Genomic DNA, 22,689 nt, shown 5'->3' on the forward strand with positions numbered 1-22,689 from the left:
ACTAACGGTTCCAAGCCATTGCTCGCCGCCCGCCCAGGTGCGAAAGCATCGTCATGGCACGATGTGCTCGGACAGCACACAGAACGGCGATAGCCTTGAGACGGGGGCTGCCGCCATGTAGACGGTCGCTGGTTAGTATCGTAACAGCGCCTGGCGCAAGTGATGCCAGGACTAGCAAAGCCTGCGCAACCCAGCGCAATTGCCATGCTGGATTACCTTCAGCCATGTTGCGATAGTGCGCGATGTGTCGATCCCATTTTGCATAGAGCTCCCGAAGGGAGCTTCGCGCTGGATGGAAGACAACCATGTCGGGGATGTACCGAAATCGGAGTCCGGCACGTAGTGCACGCTGCCCCCACTCCATGTCTTCCGCAACATCGACGCCAGCGAATGGGCCGACGCGATCGAAATCGCGACGAAGCACTGCCATATTTCCTGTGCCGGAATAACCGTGGCGCTCGATATAGAGCTGGAAGCGGTAAGCGAAGACGGTCTCATAAGCTGCAACGGCACTAAGACTCTCATTCTCCGCCGTCCAGATGCGAACGTCTCCCCCGAGGACCGTGTCAGGCGGCGACGAGCGCGACCATTGCACTATGGTGTGAAGCCAATCCGGATGCGCCCTGCAATCCGCATCGATGAAGGCGAGCATCTCACCTCTCGCAATCGTCACGCCGGCATTGCGCGCTGGGCCGGGGCCAGGCTCCGACTCATGCAGCAAAGATACGCCGGGATGTCGAGCAACGACGTCCGTTGGGGGCGTTGCCGAGCCGTTGTCCACCACGATGACCTCGAACGAGTGCCGACTCAGGGTCTGTGCATCCAGGCTACGCAAACAGGATTCCAGCGCGTCAGGCTGGTTGAGGTGGGGAATAATGACCGAAATCATCGTTTAATTCCCTATTTAATTTATGTTCCGTTCGCCGCCTGCCTCATCTGCCCGGCAGCTTTCATGCTCCGCAGTGTGTGGCCAAATTCGATCATTTAAACCTTGCAATTAAATATCCGCTGCGTATTATCTCTATAATAATCTTAAATGCAAACTTAAATGGGGTCTGATTTTCTGGGAGTAGGTTCCAATGCGCGCATCATTTCTGGGATGCCCCGTCGACTTCCTGACAATGGCTGAAACCGTCGAATTGGCGCGCGGGGCCATGCGCAGCCGTCAGCGGTTGCAACATGTGGCGCTGAACGTCGCCAAATTCGTCAATATGCGATCCGATCCCGTGCTTGCGGCCGATGTCGCCAACAGCGATGTCGTTGGCATCGACGGCATGGGAATTCTCTGGGGCGCCCGAGCGCTCGGGCTTCCGGCGACGTCGCGGGTTGCGGGCGTGGATCTCCTTGCCGAGTTGCTTGCGGTATGTGCGCACGAGGGCTTCAAGCCCTATTTCCTGGGAGCCACTCCCGTCGTATTACAACAAGCTGTGCAAGTGGCGCGCGGGAGGTATCCTTCACTTGCCTTTGCGGGCTGGCACGACGGCTACTTCAGACCCGAGCAAGAGAATGACGTCGTCCGGGACATCCAATCCAGCGCGGCTGATTGTCTTTTCATCGGCATGCCGACACCCCGGAAAGAGCGCTTTCTCGCCGCCCATCGCGATGATCTCGGCGTACCCTTCATCATGGGCGTGGGTGGTGCGTTCGATGTTCTAGCAGGCATTGTTCGGCGCGCGCCGGTACAGATGCAGCGGCTCGGGCTCGAATGGCTGTACCGCATCTATCAGGAGCCTGGACGGATGTGGTGGCGATACGCCACGACGAACACGCTGTTTGCAGGCGTCTTGGCGCAGGCCCTCATCAAGCAGGCCCTTCGGTACCGGCTTGGTGCGCCCGGCGTCGTTCCGCCGGGTCCCAGCCGGATCGGAGGGTAAGGCGTGCGCAAGCATTTTTTCATCCTTCTGGGAACCCGGCCGGAAGCAATCAAGCTTTTTCCAGTCATCAATCTGCTCAAGGCCGAGAGGAGCAAGGACATTTCCGTGACGATCTGTGCGACCGCACAGCACCGGCAACTGCTTGATCAAGTCCTCAAGCTGGCCAAAGTGGTCCCGGATTTTGATCTGAACGTCATGACGACCAATCAGTCTCTCGATCATCTGACCGCCCGCCTGCTCGGACAAATCGGCGAACTTCTCGAAAAGTTGAAGCCCACCAGGGTTATTGTCCAGGGCGACACGGCGACTGCCATGACGGGTGCACTGGCGTCCTATTACCACCGTATACCGGTCTCGCACATCGAGGCCGGGCTACGCAGCGGTGACATCTTCGCGCCATGGCCCGAGGAGGTAAACCGCAAGATCGTCGGCTCGATCGCCGATCAACATTTTGCCCCGACAGAGCGCGCGGCGCGCGCGTTACGTTCCGAAAACGTCGCGGATGACCGCATTCACGTTACCGGAAACACGGTGGTGGACGCTCTCATCCTCGCCAAAGCCATGGTCGAATCCGACCCTGGACTGTCGTGCCGCTGGGATGGCATCAAAAAGCGTCACGGCAATCGGCGCATCATCCTGGTGACCTGCCATCGCAGGGAAAATTTCGGCGGCGGGGTCCTTAACATCGTGAACGCGCTGGAGACCATCCTGCAACGGGAGGATGTCGCTGTGGTGCTCCCCGTGCATCCGAATCCGAATGTCCGTGACGTGTTTGCGGCTCGGTTTTCGGACCACCCGCGCGTCGTACTTATTTCTCCCCAGGAATACACTGATTTTGTGAGCCTGCTCTCGCTATCTTATCTGGTCCTGACAGATTCAGGCGGCGTACAGGAGGAAGCACCGACTTTCGGGAAGCCGGTCCTGGTGATGCGGGAGACGACCGAGCGTCCTGAGGGGGTAGAAGCGGGAACGGCACGCCTGGTCGGTGCGAACTACGAGAGGATCGTTGCGGAGACATTTCGCCTGCTCGACGATGACGAGACTTATGCTGCCATGTCGCGTTCGCACAATCCGTTTGGTGACGGGCACGCGAGCGAGCGGATCGTGAAGGTCCTTCTCGATGCATGAATTCCAAAAAATCAATGTCCTAGGACTGGGCTATATCGGTCTGCCGACCGCAGCGCTTATTGCGAGTCGAGGTCTGCAAGTCGTTGGCATCGACACCAATGAGCGCATCGTGGACACCGTTGCGTCCGGCAAAATTCATATCGCCGAGCCCGATCTGGACGGTCTCGTCTCCAAGGTTGTGTCGAGTGGCGCGCTCACGACGTCCAAAAGGCCGCAGCCGGCCGACGTTTTCATCATCGCGGTACCGACGCCGATCGATCGCGAGAACCGTCCGGACTTGTCAAGCGTGAATGCGGCCGTCGACAATATCCTAGATCTCCTCGCGCCAGGCAATCTTGTCATTCTTGAATCGACATCGCCCATTGGAACCACCGAAGCCATCGCAAAGCGGATCGTTGAACGCAGGCCAGAGTTGCACATAGGCGTCAACGGCAAGGAGGATGGAGCGATTTACGTGGCCTACTGTCCCGAACGCGTGTTGCCGGGACGGATTTTGACCGAGCTTATCAATAATGACAGATGCATCGGCGGGATTACGCCAACCTGTACGCGGCGTGCTCAACGGTTCTACAAAATGTTCGTTCGCGGCGCTTGCGTCGGCACAACGGCGCGCGCGGCCGAGCTGGTGAAGCTGACGGAAAATGCCTTCCGCGATACCAACATAGCATTTGCCAATGAACTCTCGCTGATTTGCGACAGGTTCGACATCAACGTCTGGGAGGTGATTGACATTGCCAACCGCCACCCTCGCGTAAACGTATTGCGGCCCGGGCCAGGTGTTGGCGGGCACTGTATTGCGGTAGACCCTTGGTTCATCATTGATTCTGCGCCGGACCTCGCCCGTGTGATGCGAACAAGTCGGGAAGTGAACAATGCCAAGACACAGAAGATCATCGAGCGCGCAGAGGCGCTGATCGACGATCATCCGTATGCGAGCGTTGCCTGTTGCGGGTTGACCTTCAAGGCCAATGTCGACGACTTGCGTGAAAGCCCGGCCATGGAGATAGCCACGCATCTCGCGGCGAAATACGGCGAACGGATCAAGGTTGTCGAGCCGAACTTGCGCCGTCTGCCTCCGCAGCTGGCGGATCATCGTGTCGCATTCGTGAGTATCGAGGAAGCCCTGCGCAGTTGCGAAATCGCGCTTCTCCTCGTCGATCATGATGAATTCAAGATGGTGCCGCTGGCAGAGCGACGGCACCTCGACGTCATCGATACGCGAGGCATATGGCAGGATATGCCGGCGCGGACATAACGCATACAGCCGTAACTACCGAATGAATCGAGGTTAGCATGCGAGATAGCCAGCTGGGAATCGGCGTCGTTGGATACGGCTATTGGGGCCCCAATCTCGTTCGCAATTTCTCGATCAATCCCGCCACTCGCGTTGTCAGTGTGAGCGACCTTGATCCAGGCAGACTCGGCGCCATGGGGCAGGTCTACCCCGGGGTCACAACGACCACTCGCTATGAGGATCTGCTGAGGGATACCTCTATTGATGCAATCGTTATCGCTACGCCGGTGCACACACATTACGAGCTGGCGATTGCGGCGTTGAGGGCTGGCAAGCACGTGTTGGTCGAGAAGCCCCTTGCGCCAAGCGCCGAGCTGGTGACCCGCTTGATCGACGAATCGGACCGGCGCGGATTGACGCTGATGGTCGATCACACCTTTCTCTATACGCCGGCGGTGCAGAAGATTCGTGAGCTCTTGCTGAAGAAAGAGCTCGGAGACATCTACTACTACGATAGTACGCGCTCGAGCCTCGGGCTCTTTCAAAAAGACGTAAATGTGATCTGGGATCTGGCAGTGCACGACATCTCGATCATCCATCATATCCTCGATGAGGAGCCGATCGCGGTTTCGGCAACGGGGTCGTGCCATGTTGTCGGTTCGCCGGAAAACATGGCCCACATCACACTGTTCTTTGCCAAAGCATGTGTGGCCCACGTCAGCGTCAACTGGCTCTCGCCTGTCAAGGTGCGCCAGACGTTCATCGGCGGCAGCAAGAAGATGATTGTCTACGATGATCTCGAGCCGACGGAAAAGGTCAAGGTCTATGACAGGGGAATTACGCTCGATCCGCCTCTCGTCGATGCACAGCAACTGCGGATTGGGTATCGCGCCGGTGACATGTGGGCGCCGCATATCTCGCCCACGGAGGCACTACAGACGGAGGTGGAGCATTTTGTCGATTGCGTACGCACTGGTAGCCAGCCGATTTCCGGTGGCATCTCCGCATTGCGGGTGATTGAGGTGCTGGAGGCGGCGTCGCGCTCGATAGCCGCGCAGGGGAAGCCAGTCCTCCTCAAGCAACCGCGTCAGGTGCGGGAGCGCGCCCGGGCGACGGCCTAAATCGTGATGCCGGCGGGCACTGCTATCAGCCGAAAGGCGACTGTTTCGCGATGAATTCGGTCCGGCGTTCCATTTTGTTTTCGGCGGCCGAGCGCTATGGCAGCCTTGTCCTATTCTTTGTGGCTACTGCGGTCCTTTCCCGTTTGTTGTCGCCCCCGGAATTCGGAGTCTATGCGGTCGTCAACGCCATCGCACTGGTCATTGCTGCCTCCTTTCAAGAGTTCGGAGGCGGAAATTATCTGATTCAGAAGCGCGATTTGTCGGCCGAAGACGTCCGCTCGGCCTTCACCATCACGTTCGGTATTTCGGGCGCAATTGCGGCTCTTCTGTTCGTCTTCGCTGACAGCCTGTCGCAGTTGTTCGCGCAGGACAGCCTCAAGGGAGCCATCGAGATCTCAGCCCTGAATTTTCTGCTACTGCCGATCTCCGGAACGATTTCTGCCTTGCTGCGAAGGGACATGAAATTCGGAACATTGGCCATATGCAACTTAGTGTCTGGTGTGGCAGTCGCTCTGGTTTCCATTGGACTTGCGATAGCAGGATTGAGCTATATGGCCCCGGTCTGGGGTGGTCTGGCAGGAAACGTGATCCTGACCATGGCGCTACTGGTGGGCCATCGAGACCCTAGTGCGCTACGTCCTTCGCTTTTCACCTACCGCGACGTCGTCAGCTTTGGCCTTTATTCCAGTGGGGTCAGCGTCATCAATGTCTTCTACAATTTAGCGCCCCAGCTATTTCTGGCCAGAATTCTCGACTTTGCGTCCGTCGGTCTGTACAGCCGCGCGATCAATTTGACGCAGGTTTTCGACAGGCTTGTCACGCAAGTGCTGAGCCCCGTCATCATGCCGGCGATCGTCGCAAGGCGCCAGGCCGGTGACGACTTGAAGGCCGTTTACCTTGAGGCGATCCAACTGCTTTCCGCCGCGCAATGGCCTTTCCTGGTATTCGTGGCGTTGATGGCCCGGCCGATCATTGCGATCTGGCTCGGTCCGACTTGGCTGGATATCGTGCCGCTCGTGCGCCTGCTGTGCATCGCGAACATGGCACTTTTTGCCGCGTGCTTGAGTTATCCGGTACTAGTAGCCGTTGGAAGCGTCCGGGATGCGTTGATCTCCTCTTTCATCTCGCTACCGCCGTCGCTTCTTGTAATTCTAGGCGCATCCTTCTTCGGTGTGCAGGCTGTCGCCGCATCCGCCCTTTTGACGTTGCCTTTTCAAGCCGCGGTCACGATTTATTTTATCGGGCTGCACCTACGCTTCGGGCTAAAGGACCTGGTGCAGGCGTTGATGAAGAGCGTACTAGTGACGGCGGCGACTGCATTTGGCGTCGCCGGCTGTGCGGCGGTGATGGAAGCTGGATTGGTTACGCCCATCGCCGGGCTCGCTTTGGCAACGTGTGCTGCGGCGCTTTGCTGGTGGCTGGGGTTGCTACTGACTGGTCATCCCTTGCTCCATCAGCTTCATCAGGCGGTGGCGGATCTTGCTCGCATTGCGCCAAGGCTGCGACTGCCGCGTTCAGCCCTGTAAAAGCTTTGCGGCTATTTTGGAGACGAAGATGCCGATTACAAAAGACGTACAGCTTGGCCGTCATGTCAGGATCTTTCATCCGGAACTGGTCAATCTTTATGGCTGCACGGTCGGCGACGAGACTAGAATCGGCACTTTCGTCGAAATCCAGGCGGGGGCGAAGGTCGGTGCACGTTGCAAGATATCGTCGCACAGCTTCATCTGCGAGGGCGTCACGATCGAGGACGAAGTGTTCGTCGGTCATGGCGTGATGTTCACGAACGACAAACACCCGAAGGCAACGACGGCGGATGGTCGTCCTCAGCAAGCGTCGGACTGGACGCTGCAGCGCACCCGCGTCGGTAGGGGAGCTTCGATCGGCTCGAACTCCACGATTCTGTGCGGAGTGACGATCGGAGAGGGGGCCTCCGTAGGCGCGGGTGCGGTGGTGACGAGGGACGTTCCGCCTGGCGCTGTCGTCGCGGGAGTGCCCGCTCGGGTATTGTCTGCGGCTGAAACGGCGGTCTTGGGCGATCGCGGCTCAGCAGAGGCGCTTCGTAAACCATTTTAAATTTCCCACATAAACGGCAAGATTTAATGATTGATTAAATATAATAATACGGGTTAAATGTATTATAATGTTGGTCCAATAGAGGACTTGAATCTTGATACCCTTCTTGAATCTGAAAGCCCAATATAGCCAGATCAAGCCGGAAATCGACGCCGCGGTCGCGAGAGTCGTCGGCAGCGGGCACTTTGTGCTCGGCCCAGAGGTCACTGCCTTTGAGGGTCGCTTCGCGGAATATTGCCGGACCGCCCATTGCCGCGCGGTGAACAGCGGAACCTCGGCACTTCATCTTGCCTTGCTGGCGGCGGGCGTCGGAACCGGTGACGAAGTCATCACGGTATCCATGACCTTCGTCGCGACAACCGCAGCGATTCTCTACAGCGGAGCCAGGCCGGTGTTTGTCGACGTTGACCCGGTAACATGGACGATGCATCCCGGTTCGATCGAGGCTGCGATAACACCGCGAACGAAGGCGATCCTGCCGGTTCATCTCCACGGGCAGATGGCCGACATGGACTCCATTATGGAGATCGCGCGTCGTCACGGTCTGGTCGTCATCGAGGACGCCGCGCAGGCGCATGGCGCGGAATACCGCGGACGTCGCGCGGGCTCGATTGGCGATCTGGGATGCTTCAGCTTTTACCCCGGCAAGAATCTTGGAGCCTTTGGCGAGGGCGGGGCCGTCGTAACCGATCGGCCTGAATTGGCACGCCGCGTGTCACTGTTGCGGGATTGGGGACAGGAGACGAAATACAATCACGTCATTCCCGGATACAACTATCGCATGGACGAAATTCAGAGCGCGATACTGAACGTCAAGCTGAACTACATTGAGCGCTGGACGGAAGCTCGTCGTTCGCTCGCTGAGCGATACAATGCACTGCTGTCTGATCTTTCATGCCCGCGTCCCCAGCCGCCCCCGTACGCCCGTCACGTGTATCACGTCTATGCGGTCAGATTGCCGTGGCGCGACGAAGCGCTGACGCTATTGCGTGAAGCCGGCATCGGCGCCGGGATCCACTATCCCGTTCCGGTGCATCTGCAGACTGCCTATGCAGAACTCGGTTATCGTGCCGGTGATCTTCCCGTCACCGAGATGCTGGCGAACGATTTCCTCTCTCTTCCCATTTATCCAGAGTTGCTGCCGGAACAGGTGGTCGAGGTTGCCTCCACACTCAGGAACGCGGCACTGCGGCCCAGCGAAGTGACAAGCGACCGAGCAGAGCATCCAGAGAGTCTCGTGACAAGGTCCCACAACAGGAGAGCGTCTTGATTGATCTCAAGGGAAAACGCGTTCTGGTCACCGGCGGCGCAGGTTTCATCGGCTCCCACATCATTGATCTGCTCTGCGATGAGGGCTGCATCGAGATCGTTGCCATCGACAACATGATAAGAGGCCGGCCGGAAAATCTCGGGCGCGCGCTCGGACGTGGCCCGGTGAGAGTGGTTCATGGCGACATACGCGATCGCAAGCTGATGGAAGCGTTGCTCAAGGCTGCTGATATTGTATTTCACCAGGCGGCGCTCCGAATCACTCATTGTGCGGCCGAACCACGCCTTGCCAAGGAGGTCATGGTGGACGCCACCTACGACCTGCTGGAGTTGTGCATCAAGCACGATGTTGAGAAGATCGTCGCGGCGTCGTCGGCATCCGTATACGGCATGGCAGAGGAATTTCCCACCACCGAGCGCCAGAATGCGTACAACAACCGAACTCTCTATGGAGCCGCTAAGGCCTTTAACGAGGCTCTGCTGCGTACCTTCAACGATGCGTACGGCATCGATTACGTCGCACTTCGATATTTCAACGTCTACGGCAGCCGGATGGACATCCACGGACGGTACACCGAGGTCTTGATCCGCTGGATGGAGCGGCTGGAAGCCGGATTGCCTCCCATTATCTTTGGTGACGGCCGTCAGAGCATGGATTTCGTCCATGTCCGCGACATCGCGCGCGCCAACATCCTTGCAGCCAGGGCAAAGATCACGGATGAGGTCTTTAATGTGGGGAGCGGCACTGAAACCAGCCTGACGGAGCTGGCTACGGTGCTTGCGTCTGTGATGGGACGCCGCGGCCTGACACCCGAATTCGCGCCGGAACGCTCGGTCAATCCGGTACCGCGGCGGCTGGCATCGACGGGCAAGGCAGAGCGTTTGCTGGGTTTCCGCACCACGGTTTCACTAGAGCAGGGGCTCGCCGATCTCGTGAAATGGTGGCGATCCGAACGCGAGCTCGTTTCGGACCATCAACGACAGGCGGCGGCATCGTGATTCCGATCGCCTTGCCCCTGCTTGCGGACGACGAGGCCGACGCTGCGCGCGAAGTCGTGTTGTCGGGCTGGGTATCGCAAGGCCCGCAGGTGGCGGCGTTCGAGCGCGAGTTCGCCGCTCTTGTTGGTGCGCCATACGCCTGTGCCGTCTCCAATTGCACGACCGCCCTGCAACTCGCCTTGGCGGCTTTGGATATCGGCACCGGCGACGAGGTGATCACGGTCAGCCACTCCTTCATTGCGACTGCAAACGTCATCCGGCATCAGGGCGCCACTCCGGTCTTTGTCGATATCGATCCCGAGACGTACAATCTCGATTGCGCCCGGCTGGCCGAAGCCATCACCGAACGCACGCGCGCGATTATCGCGGTTCACCAAATGGGCATGCCCTGCGATCTAGCAGCCCTGACCGCGCTGGCGGATCGCCATGGCCTCGTTCTGATCGAAGATGCAGCCTGCGCTGCCGGCAGCCAGATCCTGATCGAAGAGAGCTGGGACCGGATCGGCAAGCCGCACGGACGTATCGTCTGTTTTTCCTTTCATCCGCGCAAAGTGATCACTACTGGCGAAGGCGGGATGCTCACCACTGCGGATGCCGAGCTTGACCGCAAGTTCAGGCTCCTGCGCCAGCACGGAATGAGCGTTCCCGACGTGGTGCGGCATGGCTCTTCCCAGGTCATCTTCGAAGAGTACCTTGTTTCCGGCTACAATTACCGGATGACCGACATGCAGGCCGCGATCGGGCGCAAACAGCTGGAGCGACTTCCGGAGCTCGTCGCTCGCCGGAGGAGGTTGGCATCCCGTTACACCGAGGTGCTCGGGAATATCGAGGCATTGCGGCTACCTTTCGAGCCGGCCTGGGCGCGGTCCAATTGGCAGAGCTATTGTGTGCGCTTGCCCGATTGGATCAATCAGCGCTCAGTCATGCAAAACCTGCTCGACCAGGGTATCGCCACGCGGCGGGGCATCATGTGTTCACACCGCGAGCCTCCCTACGCGCAGGCAAAGCAGCGCCACGACCTCCGCCAATCAGAGCTGGCGCAGGACCGTTCGATCCTGCTGCCGATCTATGCGCAGATGAGCGAGGCAGAGCAGCTTCGCGTCGCAGAGTGCCTTAAGGCGGAACTGGCGCGTCGCTAGCGCTCGCGAAGGATAATCGGCGAGGAGAACATGCGAGGCACCATTCGGTGCGGCTTACCTGGGAGCGATTGGAAGAAAGCCATGGCGAAGGTCGACGTACTCGTACCCTGTTACAATTACGCTCGCTACCTCGCGAACTGTGTCCACAGCGTTCTCGATCAGTCTGTCCGTGACGTGCGGGTTCTGGTGATCGATGACGCTTCGTCGGATGAGTCCGTGGAGGTAGCAAACCGTTTGGCGGCCTCTGACCGGCGTGTTGAGGTGATTTCGCATGCCCGCAACCATGGACACATTGCAACGTACAACGAAGGCATCGAGTGGGCAGACAGCGACTATTTTCTCTTGCTGTCCGCGGACGACATGCTGGTGCCGGGTGCACTTGAGCGCGCGGCCGCAGTGATGGATTCCGATCCGGCTATCGGACTAACGTATGGCCGTTGCCTTCCCTGGCTTGAAGGTCTTCCACAACCGATCATCGACGCACCAGAGAGTCACTCTTGGGCGCTGCACGATCTCCTCACTGAGATGTGCACCAAAGCGGCCAATCTGGTACCAACACCCACGGCGATCGTTCGGACCAGCATGCAAAAAGCGGTCGGTGGCTATCGGACATCTCTACCGCATGCGGGCGACATGGAAATGTGGCTTCGTTTTGCTGCGAAGAGCTCGATAGCTCGCATCGATGCTGTGCAGGCAATCTATCGAAAGCACTCGACTGCGATGTCGAATCCGTACTTTGCTGAGATAATGCTCGACTATCGACAGTGTCAACTAGCGTTTGAGGTGTTCTTCGACGAGTACGAGGATCGTCTGGCTAGCTCGAGCGCCTTGCGACGCGTTGCTCACCATGCACTGGCCGAGCGAGTATTCCGTCGTGGGATCGGGTTGATGCGGCGTGGCCATTTCAAGGATGGTGTCCAGCTGATCCGCGGTTCCATAGATCTGGATCGCCGGCTTCGCTACTTACCGCCAATTTGGCATTTGTTAAAAATTCCCGGGCCTGCAGGCCGTGAGTGGGCGAAGTCTGTTTTGAAGGAGACTTTACCGCGGTCGACGAAGTAGAGTGCCAAACACGTTGAAATCATTGGTGATATTGGGGGCGGTTCCATTGGATGGGCATTTAGGAACTGTCGACCTCTATGCTTATGATCAGCCATTTTCCTCTGTCCGAAGCCTAAGGTGCCTCCCGCTGGAGCGTGCTATCCGCTCGGCCGCGTCGATTGCGGTCGCGCACTTCCAACGGAAATTCCGCGAAAACTACGCGCGGCTGCTCGAGGGGGCTTCGGAGACACGCTGGGACGCTCTGGTCCACCGAGAGAGGCGTTGGGTTTCGTTAATTAAGATATTAAAAATGTTTTATTTGATTGAATGTTGTAGATAATTAATATTAAATCACGGGTGAATAAGGCGGCGATAATCCGGGAGGTCCGATTGCCGCGGTATGCTCGGTTGCCATCTTTGCTGACGCGGAGAGCCAATCGGCGCCGCTGTAAGGGCCGCTTAGGTGCGACATTCCGGGTCATCCTTCATGGAAGGGCTCGTCGTGCTTTGCACTCAGCAAATTGGATATCGCGCGGCCTTCGTAAAGGATTGGGCCAAGTGCTAGAGTTCGATGCAAATATACTGCCGCCGAGACACCAACGGTCCGGCGGACCCCAGAAGGTTAGAAGAGCTGCATCACAGGTTATTCTCTGGTGCCAACGTCGTCGATGGCCGATCCCGTCTCCGCTGCGTCGGCTGGCGCGTCATCTGTTGGTCCGTTCTATTAAATCCGCCGCGTTTGTGGAAGACTGGTCCGTGCCACTCATTTCCGGGCGAGAGAGCCTCTTTGAGCAACGCTACCTCGGAACTGAACCGGGGTCGGCTGGTTCGGGGCGGCTCGTAAGCCGCGTGCTCTTAGAACCCGAAGGTCAGAAGAAGAACCGAGACACCAAACCGAGGTTGAAGTGCGCGATCGCGACAGGCGCCCTCGACGTCGGTGGATTGGATCGAATGGTTGCGGTTCTTGGCCGCTTGCTTCCGGAGTTTGGCGTAGATGTCACCATTCTCTATCCGACTTCATCCATCGATTTCGCCGGAGCGGGAGAGCACTTGGCGGACACGCTACGACGAGAGGGCGTGACGGTTATCAAGATTTCTGAGGAAGACGTGCGGGACTGGTTTGCTGCGGATCCCCCAAACGTCGTCAGCGCTCATGGCGCACCAAAGTGGATGATCGAGGCGGCCTCGAATGCCGGTGTTCCGATCGTAGAGACGTTGCATGGGTCGCACTCGCTTTTTCGACGGGACTCGTGGTCCGCAGAACGATTGCGAAGCAGAAGCATCGACGGAATCGTCGCCGTAAGCAAGATGGTGGCGCGGCAATACCGGCAAGCAATTCCAGATTATCCAGTGGATCGAATCGCCGTCATTCCCAATGGCATTGATGAACAATACATTATCCGCAGCGATAGGTCGCGGGCGCGCGCTTGGCTGGGCTTGCAGGACGAGTTTTTGTTCGTATCGATGGCGCGATATCATCTTCAAAAAAATTCGTTCGGGCTTGTTTCTGCGTTTGTGGATGTGGCGCGGTCGTTTCCAAACGCGCATTTGCTTGTAGCTGGCCAGATTCACGACGTCTCCTATTACGAGCAAATCCGGAGGTTACGCGACCAATCAGGATGCGCAGCGCAGATCCACCTTCGGGATCATTGCATGGCTGCTTCAGACGTTCTGGCTGCGGCGGATGCATTCGCACTTGACTCGTTCTTTGAGGGGTGGCCGCTCGCGCCTATGGAAGCCCTCTTTGCTGGAATTCCGGTGGTTATGAGCGAAGTGGGCGGCGCCGTCGAAATAGTTGGTGAAGACGACAAGCGTGGCTGTGTAGTTCCAAATCCGCTCGGAGATCCTGAGGGGATGGATTGGGAGATGATGTCCCGGCTACGCTTCGCACCGCAAGCGAATCGTCGCGCGCTGGTCGAAGCGATGTCACGCGTCGTGGTTCAAGGGGAGCACTGGCGTAGTATCCGTGAAGACCTGCGGGCCGAATCGACCGTGCGCTTTTCCGCGGAGCGGTGTGTGGCAGCGCATGCCGATCTTCTAAAACGCACGGCCTCGATGAAACGCCTCAAGGCAGTCGCTTGAACGAAACACATCGGCAGTCGATATGTCCAATAGCAGAGAGAAGATCCGTGTTCTGGTCGCAATCGCCAGCTATGGAACACGCAACGATAATTACTTGAGGCGATTGGTCGCCGAGTATCGTTCGATGTCATTTGACGTCGAACTCATCATCGTGTCAAATTTGGATAAGAGCCCCTACATCGGCGTGGAAACGATAGTAGGGCTGCCCAACAGCAATCCTTGGTCGCTGCCGTTCCAGCACAAAAAGCTCTTTGCAGATCGTTCTAAGGACTACGATCTTTATATCTACACAGAAGACGACATGCTCGTTACCGAAAGGAACTTGCGAGCATTTCTGGAGGTGTCTTCTGTGCTGTGTGCCGACGAAGTCGCGGGATTTCTTCGGATCGAGCGCGATGTGCAAGGCGAAGTCAACTTTCCGGAAGTGCACGGGTATTTTCACTGGGAGTCCACCTCGATAAGGTCGAGAGGAAACTATACGCTCGCCAAATTCACGAACGAGCACGCAGCATTTTACGTTTTAACGCGCGATCAGTTGCAGAAGGCGTTGGCTTCCGGCGGGTTTCTGGTTACCCCGCATGAGGGCAAATACGACCTGCTCTGTTCCGCTGCTACCGATCCATACACGCAGTGTGGCCTTACAAAACTGATCCCGATTTCGCATTTGGATGATTTTACGATCCATCATTTGTCCGACAGATACGCCGGGAAGTTGGGCGTAAACCGGGTGGAGCTCTTGGCGCAGATCGACGTCATGCTGGACCTGTCCGCCGAAGAGAAGAAGGCGCATCCGCTGTTCGTCACTGAGACCAGAATGTGGCGCGGGCTTTACTCGAAAGACTACTACGATGGGGTCTCTGAAGCCATCGTCTCTGCCATTCCATCTCACGTGCGCTCAGTGCTCTCGATTGGATGCGGCGCAGGCGGCACCGAGGGCTGGCTCGTGCAGCGAGGGTTGGATGTTGCCGCGCTGCCACTCGATCCCGTTATCGCCAGAACCGCGGAGATGCGAGGCGTAAAGATGGTGCCCGGTGATTTCCAAGAAGCCAAGAAGTCGCTTCGGGGGCGGACATTCGACTGCATCCTCTATCTGGACGTCCTGCATCTTCTGCGCGACCCCGTCGTTGCGCTGTCGCTGTTCTCGGAAAACCTGGCTTCCGGTGCCGTTGTGATTATTCAGACCCCGAACACGCTCAACTTGGCGTCGCTGTGGAAAGAGTTGTGGCACTCTCGCGATCTGAGTATTTGGAGATCGTTTGAAACGACGGGCGTGCATCGGACCTCCCTCGGAGAGATAAAGGACTGGTGCAAGGAATCTGGAATGAAAGTGGAGAGGGCGATGCATGTCGTCCGCCATCGGACCGACATCCTCCGCTCTTTTGCGCCGAACTTCGTCTCGCAGATGTTTTCGCCGACGCTGATCGCGGTGGCTCAAAGAAGGGCTCCCGTCGGCCAGAATTCTGGAACAATCAAATGAGTTACTACGATCGCGTTCGTCGCGAAATCGCGCCGCTCTTGCCTCCATCTGCCGACCGCATCCTGGATATCGGCGCAGGATCGGGCGCGACTTTGCGGTGGCTCAAGACGATATATCCAAAGTCACAAACGACGGGTGTGGAGATCAATCCCGAATTGCACCCGATGCTCGAGAGCAATGCGGACAACACGATTATTGGTGATGTAGACACTTGTTGGCCACAGCTTCAGAAATATGATCTCGTCCTCCTGCTTGACGTACTCGAGCACCTCATTGATCCAGAAGGCACACTGAAGAAATTGGCGGCGCTGCTAAACGCGGACGGCAGCATTATAGTTTCGGTTCCAAATATTTCTCATATCAGCGTGTCAATTCCGCTCCTGTTGCGCCGTCGCTTTGCCTACGCCGACGCCGGAATTTTGGACCGGACTCATTTGCGCTTTTTTGTTGAGGAGACCGCCGTCGATCTCCTGAACTCATCGAACTTGCAGGTAATGAAGGGTGTAGTTTCGGGATTTGCCGGCCCGAAGTCGAATTTTGTCGATCGGGTTTCCTTTGGGTTGCTGCGCCATCATCTCGCAAAGCAGTACATCATGCTCGGTCGGCCGGCGGGTGAGCGGTTGATACAACGAAGGGTAAGGTGGAGCACGGCGCCGTGAGCGCGACGGAATTGGTTGTTCGACGCCGACCGTTCCAGGAGTGAAGTGTTGTAATTGGCCGAAGGCCAGGACGGAGCCTACGAAAGATATGACGTCTTCTTTTGCCAACAGAAGCAATTTGGGCCGCGGATTAAGGGGGCCGATTACTGTGAGCGAGGGGCATCGGCGTGTCAGTTCCCTGCCGGCTTATCTAATTTTGATGGGAGCCATTTTTTCCTCGGACCTTCCGGTTATGATTGGCGGCGCAAAATTCACGTCCGGGCGTGTGGGCATCGTCCTGCTTCTGATTCCTGCAATTGTCCGATTGACTCGGGCGGGGCGTCAGTTGTTGTCGGTGGATCTTTTGGCTCTCCTGACCGGCGTGTGGATGATCGGTGCAGCCATTTATGTTGACGGAACGGCGTCCCTTTCCTCCGCGGGCGCAGAAGCGCTCGAATTCATCGGCGGATATTTCGTGGCTAGGGCGTTCGTCTACGGTCCCGAGGGGCTGGCAGTCTTCATACGAGTGCTCAAGCTCTCTATGTTGATCACCGTCGGCGTTGCGGTCTTGGACACTCTTACTGGCCGGTGGGTCGTCCCGGATCTTCTGGCGAGCTTGCTCAATATCCCGTCTCTGTCCCCGCAGTATCGGTCCGGTGTGATCCGGGCCATATCGACGTTCAGCCATCCGATTTTGATGGGGACCTTCTGCGCCATGGTGGGTGTGGTCGTACTCTTCACCGAAACGAACATAGCCAGGAGATGGTTTTACATTTCCATCAGCCTTGTGGGTTGCGTCTTGTCCTTTTCGTCCGCGGCGCTGATGTCGTTCGCGCTCGCTACCGCGGTGTACGTTTATGATTGGCAGTTGTGCAGTTATCGCTGGCGTTGGAAGGCATTGATTGTGACGCTATTCGCATTGTGGGGTATTGTGATGGTTTCCACCAATAACCCTATCGGGTGGGTGCTATCTCATCTGACATTCGATCCGCAGTCGTCCTATTTCAGGCTTCTTATCTGGGACGCTGCACTCGAGCGAATCTCCCAAGCGCCGATTACAGGATATGCACTCGGGTCCGTCAACAGTGCGATACTTGACGCGACCACCGATTCGGTTTGGTTAGTCTACACGCTACGCTACGGCATTCCGATGGCCATCTTGATGGTACTAACGAATGTTTTGGCGATGAGATCGACGGCGTCTGTCGCGGTCAGATCCTATGTGGCGCCCCTACAACTCGCCTTCACTACCGTGCTTGTAATGTTCATGTTTGTCGGGCTTACAGTCGCATTCTGGAACTACATGTGGATTTTCTGGGGCGTGTGTATCGGCACGAGAGCCTCAGTGTATGAGTGGAATCTTGCACAGGGCCTCGGCAGGAGGACGATTGCGGATGGGGTGGTTAGAGTAGCACACGGCGTTGCTTGAGGCAGAACTGTTCATCTGCTGTGCTTGCGACCCGCAACGCGAAGTGCAGATGACGCGGAGAGTATCGTGATAATCGCACGCCTACATTCGTAGTCGACGGCTCGACCGATGATATGTAGCGAGTCGTGCGCCGATTTCGCAGCGCGGCCTTGTTCCAAGGGAAATAATTGGTGAGTAGGTTATGTCAATAGAACTCGGACGACCCCGTCCAAAGATCCTATTTGTCACTTCCCACTGGCCTTTGGCGGACGCCTACGGTGCACAGCAGCGCGTGCTCAACATTGGCAAGCTGCTCAATCGATTCGGGGACGTGTCGTTTGTAATTGCTCCGGGAGAAACCGAAGACCAGGAAACTGTGCTCAGGACGAGGCAGAAATTCGATGTTCGCAGGGTCGCGCGTCCTCTGCCGGTCGGGATCGAAACATCGCTTGCCCGTCTCAACCACAGATTCAGACACGAGGTTGACCCAACCTACATGTCGACCGACGGCTATTCGGTTAGCAAGACAGATCGGGAGGGCCTGCAAGAATTGATTCAGCAGCACGATCTCATATGGATTCACAGTGTCCGGATTGCCAATTGGTTTCGCATCGATCAATGGCCGCGTTCCGTATTGGATGTGGATGATCTGTTTAGTAGCTTGTATCGATCGCGTGCGCGGTCGGGCGGCAGCCTGATGAGAAGACTACTCAATCTCAGGATGGCCTGGATCTGGCGCTGCAGAGAGCAGCGTTTTCTGCAGAGATTTTGCGTTTTGGTTGTGTGTAGTGAGAATGATCGGAACTACCTAGGCCGATTGCTCGGCAGGCAAGAACGTATCCATGTCATCCCTAACGGCTGCACCCCGGTCGCGCAGTCACGCTGCGTTTCATCGGCACGACCGCGCGTGGGGTTCATCGGAAATTGTACGTTTGAGCCCAACGCAAAGGGGCTCGAGTGGTTCATACGTGACGTGTGGCCAATGATCAAGCAGGAGCTTCCAACGGCGGAGCTCCGCTTAGTGGGCCGTGAGAGCGACGGATATCTGACGAAACTAGGTCCGGACATCACTGGCCGCGGTTGGCTGGAGGACCCGGGATCCGAAATCGCATCATGGTCGGCGATGATCGTTCCCATCAAAGAAGGCGCTGGCACGAGGGTAAAGGTGGCGGAGGGATTTGCGAGGAAATGTCCGGTTGTAACGACAACGGTCGGAGCCTTTGGATATGCGGCGGAGCACGGAGAAGAGATTCTGTTGGCCGATCGCGCGAAGGAGTTTGCCTCTGCATGTATTCAGCTGCTGAGGAGTCCTCAATTGGGAGAGGCGCTCGCAGCCAAAGCTCACCGTCGCTTTTTAGAGCGATGGCAGTGGGATTCGTTTGAGAGCACGATTGCCAACGTTGTTCAGCAGTGCCTGGCAACGGATAATCGTCCCCATTGCGGCGCGACCTCCCTATTAGACGTGACGGTGCCAGCTATTGGCAGTGGTGCAGCAAACAGTGCACCGCAAGGAAGCGATGTCTAGTGGTGATGCTAAGACTCTGACAATTATCACCGGCAACTTAGTTGCATCAGCAATGCATTTCGATTTGCGGATTGCAATTTCGGAAAGCGCTCGATCGGGCGCGCTACTGCGAGGATCATCAGGTTGCTCGCCGGATCGGCCGGAGCAAACCATAAAACGTGGGACCAGGATTCTGGGATTGGTTTCAGCTGACGCGTTTGTCAGCGTCGGATCGGAAGTCCGCTCTTATGATCCTCGGTCAGGTACCACGTGAATGTACGAGACCGATCGGTCATGCCCGCCGCGAAATAGCCGTTCCGATAATCGTAAGGTCGATATCCCCAACTCTCGAGGAGATCATTCACCTTAGGCGTAGGAAAGGCGGTCATTAGCGCCGGCCGATGTCGTTCGATCGTGGTCCGCGAGCCTTGCAAAATGTCAAGCTCTGCTTCTTGTGCATGCAACTTCACGAGGCGAGGGGCTAATGCGAACGAGTCCAGCGTCCTGCATTCGACGGAGTGTTGCTTGACAACGAGCTTCGCTTCGTCGAAGCGCAACATTCGGGCAGGATCGCGGAGCCATTCGGTCGCAGATTTGTAGTCTGTGGCTGACATGCCATCGCAGTCCCAACAGCCGTACTTCGGAACGAAAAATGTTATCGTGCCGCGCGTCGAACCGAGGGCACATCCATGTATGGTGACGCTCGGATCTTGACCAAGGCGCTTTTTGAGCTGAATGGCTGATCTTGGCTCTGGCTCGAACGCGACAATTTTCGCTGCGGGCGCAAATCGCCTAAATGCCTTTATGCTTTGACCCCGGTTCGCTCCAATGTCCACAATAAGGCTATCTTGGCTCGACAGATAGGGTACGCCCCAAAACTCGCGCTTCACAACGAAGGGCGCGGTGAGGTCTTTCGCCGCAAACCTGATAGCTGCCACTCCAGGAATGTTGGCGTACAGAAACCGCGCGAGCGCCTTGGCGTTTGCCATTGGAAATTAATGCCATTCTTTTGTTGATAATGCCAGCAGAGGCTGTAAAATAATGTAAATTTGCTAATATCGAGGTATTTAATTGTACGAGTTTTATACGGCCGTTCAGGGGTAGTGATGAGTATTGGAGAGTGCGCGGATGTCGCAGTCATCATCGTCGGGTTCCGAAATTCAGACGATATTGTCCAATGCTTCAAGGCCCTTGCGGACGTTACCTCACCCAATTTCGATGTCTTCATCTGCGAGAATGGCGGCCCGGCGTCATACCAGCAGCTGGTCGATAGCCTGATGGGCGATTCTTATGGTCTGCGGGAGCTTGCTTCGGCTGATGTTCGGGGCGAGGGAGCACGATTTATCGCCAGCCGATATCTGAGATTTCCCTCGCGGCCGTCCAGAGTTCTGATTGGTTGCGCAACCGACAACCTGGGGTACGCCGGGGGAATAAACGCTTGGCTTCGTGAACTTATTCATGTCGGAGGATGGAAGGGGATATGGATACTTAATCCCGATACCGAGCCCGCTCCCGATGCGCTCGCGGCACTGGTTTCCCGCGCTGAGCTTGGGGATAAGGGCATGGTTGGCAGCACGATTTTGGAGACGAATGATTGCGGCGTCGTCCGCTTCCGCGGCGGGTTGCATTGGCAGAGGTTCGTGGCACGGACGATTGCGATCGGTTTGAATGAACGGATTGGCGATCCGTTTGACCTGTCCGCAGTCGAAGATGCGATGGACAGCGCGTCCGGAGCATCGATGTATGTGACGAGAGAATGCATTGAGAAGATCGGCTTGATGGATGAAAGCTTTTTTCTGTTCGATGAAGATCTCGATTGGGGGGTGAGGGCGAAGAAGTTGGGGGTGCGGCTCGGATATGCGAGCGAGTCCATTGTCGTGCATCGAGGCGGCACGACGACGGGTTCGTCGGGTGGTTCTGCGATGTCAAGGCTTGCAGTCTATCTGCAACACCGCAACACGATTCGGCTTGTTCGAAGACATTTTCCATGGTCGTTGCCGTCTCGTATCGCCGTTTCGGGCCTCTATGCGCTTCGATTTCTTGCTAATAGTTCGCCAGGGAATTTCTTTGCGGTGCTCCAGGGCGTGGCGGCGGGATTAAAGGGAGAGACAGGTCAACCGAGTTGGTATCGGAAGCTGTCATGAGCTATTCGACGAACCGGTGATGCTTTTGAGCTCGCTGCTTGTGCGTTGTCGCATTCCTTGGTTGGTGTTCGTGGAAAAGATGCGCTCAAGCAGTAAAACTGTCGTCAAGTTGCGGTGACCGCGGTGGCATGGATGAAGAGCAAATCGTCTAGTTCGGATTGATTACGTCCTGGCCATGTCGGCGTTGGCGCCGGTTGCGCACAAGCTGTGATTAAGGAATCTCGAAATGCGATGGCCCAGTATGTTGTCGCTGCCGTTTGCATTGTGGGTTTTGTATATGCAAGGCTCTGCCGCTGAAGAGGGCGATAGCCGTCGAATTGCGGGGGCTGTCCTCGACGAAGCTCCGAGCAGCGCATGGCCTAATGAGGCCAACACCGGCGTCCCCAAGGGGGCCGTACTTGAAGTTAGGAAGGGCGACGTCGTGACCGTAAGGGACGGTCAGGTAATCGAAGAGCTGGATATTTCAGGTTCAGTTTACATCAAACACAACAACGTGACCGTTCAAAGAAGCAAGATCACCGCCGCGGCGACCTATCAAGTCAAGATCGAGCTGGGCGAAATGGGCGCAATTGTCCAAGATTGCGAAATCAATGGCGTTGGAACAGGCAACGACGGTTCGAGCGGCATTGCCGGCCAAGGTACGTTCCTCCGGAACAACATCTATAATGTTGAGAATGGCATAACGTTGCAAGGCGAGGGAGTATCTCTCATTCGTGATAATTTCATCCATGACTTGAAAGCGTCGGGTCCAGCGCATTACGACGGTATTCAAATCGACGGCGGCATCTCGAACGTCATGATCACTCATAACACGATCATCAATTCCTACAATCAGACATCGGCAGTCATGATCGACAATTTCTTCGGTCCGATTTCAAATATAACGGTCGATAACAACCTACTTATCGGGGGCGGTTACACAGTATATAGTTCAGCTCAATTTAATGGCGGTCCGGTGACGGGGGTTTCGTTCACAAACAACCGCCTTGGTAAAGGACAATGGGGGTATAGATCTGTCGTCAAGAACAACCCTGTTTGGCGGGGAAACCTCGATCATGTCACGGGTCGTGCTCTAGACTCGAAATGACACGCGTTGAGACGATTTCCAGGGCCCAACTCAGCAATTCATCGCGATATCTAAACTGTTCGATCACGGGCGCGATGATGAAATCAACGATCTTGTAAGAGAAGTTGCTCAAATACTGCATTACCAGCCTTTCAGCGAGCCGCAATCCGCTCAGTGCGGAGGCCCATCCATCACAACGAGCGCGCCTGTATTTTGACGAGATCTTCTGCCGTCCAGACTAAACGAACCTGGTGGGGCGCTGGAATTGGCGGCATGGACTAACCTCTCGTCTCCCACCATGAAGCAGAGCTTCAGCGCTAGTTGGACCCAATGTAAGCGATGTTCTCAGGCCACGCGCCAGCGTTTTTGGGTAGCGAGATAGGCCCAGGGTAGCAGTTCGTCGATCTGGCTGTTCGGGTGATCGTTGACGATGCGGGTGATGACGTCGGCGAGATAGGCGTGGGGTTCGACGCCGATGAGCTTGCAGGT

At 56.7% G+C, this 22,689-nt stretch carries 20 protein-coding genes; 17 read left to right on the plus strand and 3 right to left on the minus strand.

The genetic code is table 11. The annotated features are described in order from the left end of the window. Position 1 precedes the first annotated feature (1 nt). Positions 2-889, minus strand: a complete 888-nt coding sequence (locus AC0L3B_RS33195; RefSeq protein ID WP_473381743.1) for a glycosyltransferase family 2 protein — start codon at positions 887-889, stop codon at positions 2-4. 190 nt (positions 890-1,079) lie between these two features. Here AC0L3B_RS33195 and AC0L3B_RS33200 point away from each other — a divergent pair, with 190 nt between their 5' ends. The 15 genes from AC0L3B_RS33200 to AC0L3B_RS33270 all read left to right on the plus strand — a co-directional run bounded on the left by AC0L3B_RS33200 (position 1,080) and on the right by AC0L3B_RS33270 (position 19,011). Continuing rightward, complete coding sequence (locus tag AC0L3B_RS33200; protein ID WP_473381744.1) at positions 1,080-1,874, plus strand: WecB/TagA/CpsF family glycosyltransferase; 795 nt, start codon at positions 1,080-1,082, stop codon at positions 1,872-1,874. 3 nt (positions 1,875-1,877) lie between these two features. After that, a complete protein-coding gene (gene wecB / locus AC0L3B_RS33205; RefSeq protein WP_247457275.1) occupies positions 1,878-3,002 on the plus strand; it encodes a non-hydrolyzing UDP-N-acetylglucosamine 2-epimerase in 1,125 nt (374 codons plus the stop codon). Next, the gene (gene wecC / locus AC0L3B_RS33210) at positions 2,995-4,257 is read left to right on the plus strand and encodes a UDP-N-acetyl-D-mannosamine dehydrogenase (protein WP_473381745.1); all 1,263 of its coding nucleotides are present in this window, start codon (positions 2,995-2,997) and stop codon (positions 4,255-4,257) included. Before wecB ends, wecC begins: the two co-directional genes overlap by 8 nt. Before the next feature lie 38 nt (positions 4,258-4,295). Beyond that, entirely contained in the window at positions 4,296-5,357 is a 1,062-nt protein-coding gene (locus AC0L3B_RS33215) for a Gfo/Idh/MocA family protein (RefSeq protein WP_473381746.1), read from the plus strand. Between the two features lie 50 nt (positions 5,358-5,407). Continuing rightward, positions 5,408-6,883: an oligosaccharide flippase family protein gene (locus tag AC0L3B_RS33220; protein ID WP_473381747.1), complete on the plus strand. Its 1,476-nt coding sequence runs from the start codon at positions 5,408-5,410 to the stop codon at positions 6,881-6,883. A gap of 28 nt (positions 6,884-6,911) precedes the next feature. Further along, a complete protein-coding gene (locus AC0L3B_RS33225; RefSeq protein ID WP_473381748.1) occupies positions 6,912-7,433 on the plus strand; it encodes an acyltransferase in 522 nt (173 codons plus the stop codon). Between the two features lie 94 nt (positions 7,434-7,527). Then, positions 7,528-8,703, plus strand: coding sequence for a DegT/DnrJ/EryC1/StrS family aminotransferase (locus AC0L3B_RS33230; RefSeq protein ID WP_473381749.1), 1,176 nt, complete (start codon positions 7,528-7,530; stop codon positions 8,701-8,703). Continuing rightward, positions 8,700-9,701, plus strand: a complete 1,002-nt coding sequence (locus tag AC0L3B_RS33235) for an NAD-dependent epimerase/dehydratase family protein (protein ID WP_473381750.1) — start codon at positions 8,700-8,702, stop codon at positions 9,699-9,701. Before AC0L3B_RS33230 ends, AC0L3B_RS33235 begins: the two co-directional genes overlap by 4 nt. Next, the gene (locus AC0L3B_RS33240; protein ID WP_473381751.1) at positions 9,698-10,840 is read left to right on the plus strand and encodes a DegT/DnrJ/EryC1/StrS family aminotransferase; all 1,143 of its coding nucleotides are present in this window, start codon (positions 9,698-9,700) and stop codon (positions 10,838-10,840) included. The genes AC0L3B_RS33235 and AC0L3B_RS33240 overlap by 4 nt, the downstream gene beginning before the upstream one ends. A gap of 81 nt (positions 10,841-10,921) precedes the next feature. Beyond that, entirely contained in the window at positions 10,922-11,902 is a 981-nt protein-coding gene (locus AC0L3B_RS33245) for a glycosyltransferase family 2 protein (RefSeq protein WP_473381752.1), read from the plus strand. An 828-nt stretch (positions 11,903-12,730) separates the two neighbouring features. Then, on the plus strand, positions 12,731-13,963 hold the full coding sequence (locus tag AC0L3B_RS33250) for a glycosyltransferase family 4 protein (protein WP_473381761.1): 1,233 nt from the start codon (positions 12,731-12,733) through the stop codon (positions 13,961-13,963). A gap of 22 nt (positions 13,964-13,985) precedes the next feature. Next, complete coding sequence (locus AC0L3B_RS33255; RefSeq protein WP_473381753.1) at positions 13,986-15,440, plus strand: class I SAM-dependent methyltransferase; 1,455 nt, start codon at positions 13,986-13,988, stop codon at positions 15,438-15,440. Next, positions 15,437-16,099 carry a class I SAM-dependent methyltransferase gene (locus AC0L3B_RS33260; protein ID WP_473381754.1) on the plus strand — a complete coding sequence of 221 codons (663 nt, stop codon included), beginning with the start codon at positions 15,437-15,439 and terminating at the stop codon, positions 16,097-16,099. Before AC0L3B_RS33255 ends, AC0L3B_RS33260 begins: the two co-directional genes overlap by 4 nt. Positions 16,100-16,187: 88 nt before the next feature. After that, positions 16,188-17,507: an O-antigen ligase family protein gene (locus AC0L3B_RS33265; RefSeq protein WP_473381755.1), complete on the plus strand. Its 1,320-nt coding sequence runs from the start codon at positions 16,188-16,190 to the stop codon at positions 17,505-17,507. 181 nt (positions 17,508-17,688) lie between these two features. Further along, complete coding sequence (locus AC0L3B_RS33270; protein ID WP_473381756.1) at positions 17,689-19,011, plus strand: glycosyltransferase family 4 protein; 1,323 nt, start codon at positions 17,689-17,691, stop codon at positions 19,009-19,011. A gap of 200 nt (positions 19,012-19,211) precedes the next feature. On the opposite strand, the gene AC0L3B_RS33275 is transcribed toward AC0L3B_RS33270, so the two are convergent. Further along, a complete protein-coding gene (locus AC0L3B_RS33275) occupies positions 19,212-19,979 on the minus strand; it encodes an FkbM family methyltransferase (RefSeq protein WP_473381757.1) in 768 nt (255 codons plus the stop codon). A gap of 117 nt (positions 19,980-20,096) precedes the next feature. Between AC0L3B_RS33275 and AC0L3B_RS33280 the strand changes: the two genes are divergently transcribed. Continuing rightward, complete coding sequence (locus AC0L3B_RS33280; RefSeq protein ID WP_473381758.1) at positions 20,097-21,134, plus strand: glycosyltransferase; 1,038 nt, start codon at positions 20,097-20,099, stop codon at positions 21,132-21,134. Between the two features lie 241 nt (positions 21,135-21,375). Continuing rightward, positions 21,376-22,221, plus strand: a complete 846-nt coding sequence (locus tag AC0L3B_RS33285) for a right-handed parallel beta-helix repeat-containing protein (RefSeq protein WP_473381759.1) — start codon at positions 21,376-21,378, stop codon at positions 22,219-22,221. A 324-nt stretch (positions 22,222-22,545) separates the two neighbouring features. Here AC0L3B_RS33285 and AC0L3B_RS33290 read toward each other — a convergent pair. Further along, positions 22,546-22,689: transposase domain-containing protein (locus AC0L3B_RS33290; RefSeq protein ID WP_473381762.1), on the minus strand; the 144-nt coding region annotated here is incomplete at its 5' end.

Source organism: Bradyrhizobium sp. Kon56 (assembly GCF_055807635.1).

Excerpts from the sequence above, each read along its gene's own strand:
- AC0L3B_RS33280 (WP_473381758.1), top strand. The coding sequence starts at position 20,097 with ATGAGTATTGGAGAGTGCGCGGATGTCGCAGTCATCATCGTCGGGTTC.
- AC0L3B_RS33285 (WP_473381759.1), top strand. The coding sequence starts at position 21,376 with ATGTTGTCGCTGCCGTTTGCATTGTGGGTTTTGTATATGCAAGGCTCT.
- AC0L3B_RS33270 (WP_473381756.1), top strand. The coding sequence starts at position 17,689 with ATGTCAATAGAACTCGGACGACCCCGTCCAAAGATCCTATTTGTCACT.
- AC0L3B_RS33220 (WP_473381747.1), top strand. The coding sequence starts at position 5,408 with ATGAATTCGGTCCGGCGTTCCATTTTGTTTTCGGCGGCCGAGCGCTAT.
- AC0L3B_RS33195 (WP_473381743.1), bottom strand. The coding sequence starts at position 889 with ATGATTTCGGTCATTATTCCCCACCTCAACCAGCCTGACGCGCTGGAA.
- AC0L3B_RS33265 (WP_473381755.1), top strand. The coding sequence starts at position 16,188 with ATGACGTCTTCTTTTGCCAACAGAAGCAATTTGGGCCGCGGATTAAGG.
- AC0L3B_RS33215 (WP_473381746.1), top strand. The coding sequence starts at position 4,296 with ATGCGAGATAGCCAGCTGGGAATCGGCGTCGTTGGATACGGCTATTGG.
- AC0L3B_RS33260 (WP_473381754.1), top strand. The coding sequence starts at position 15,437 with ATGAGTTACTACGATCGCGTTCGTCGCGAAATCGCGCCGCTCTTGCCT.
- AC0L3B_RS33225 (WP_473381748.1), top strand. The coding sequence starts at position 6,912 with ATGCCGATTACAAAAGACGTACAGCTTGGCCGTCATGTCAGGATCTTT.
- wecC (WP_473381745.1), top strand. The coding sequence starts at position 2,995 with ATGCATGAATTCCAAAAAATCAATGTCCTAGGACTGGGCTATATCGGT.
- AC0L3B_RS33245 (WP_473381752.1), top strand. The coding sequence starts at position 10,922 with ATGGCGAAGGTCGACGTACTCGTACCCTGTTACAATTACGCTCGCTAC.
- AC0L3B_RS33275 (WP_473381757.1), bottom strand. The coding sequence starts at position 19,979 with ATGGCAAACGCCAAGGCGCTCGCGCGGTTTCTGTACGCCAACATTCCT.
- AC0L3B_RS33200 (WP_473381744.1), top strand. The coding sequence starts at position 1,080 with ATGCGCGCATCATTTCTGGGATGCCCCGTCGACTTCCTGACAATGGCT.
- AC0L3B_RS33255 (WP_473381753.1), top strand. The coding sequence starts at position 13,986 with ATGTCCAATAGCAGAGAGAAGATCCGTGTTCTGGTCGCAATCGCCAGC.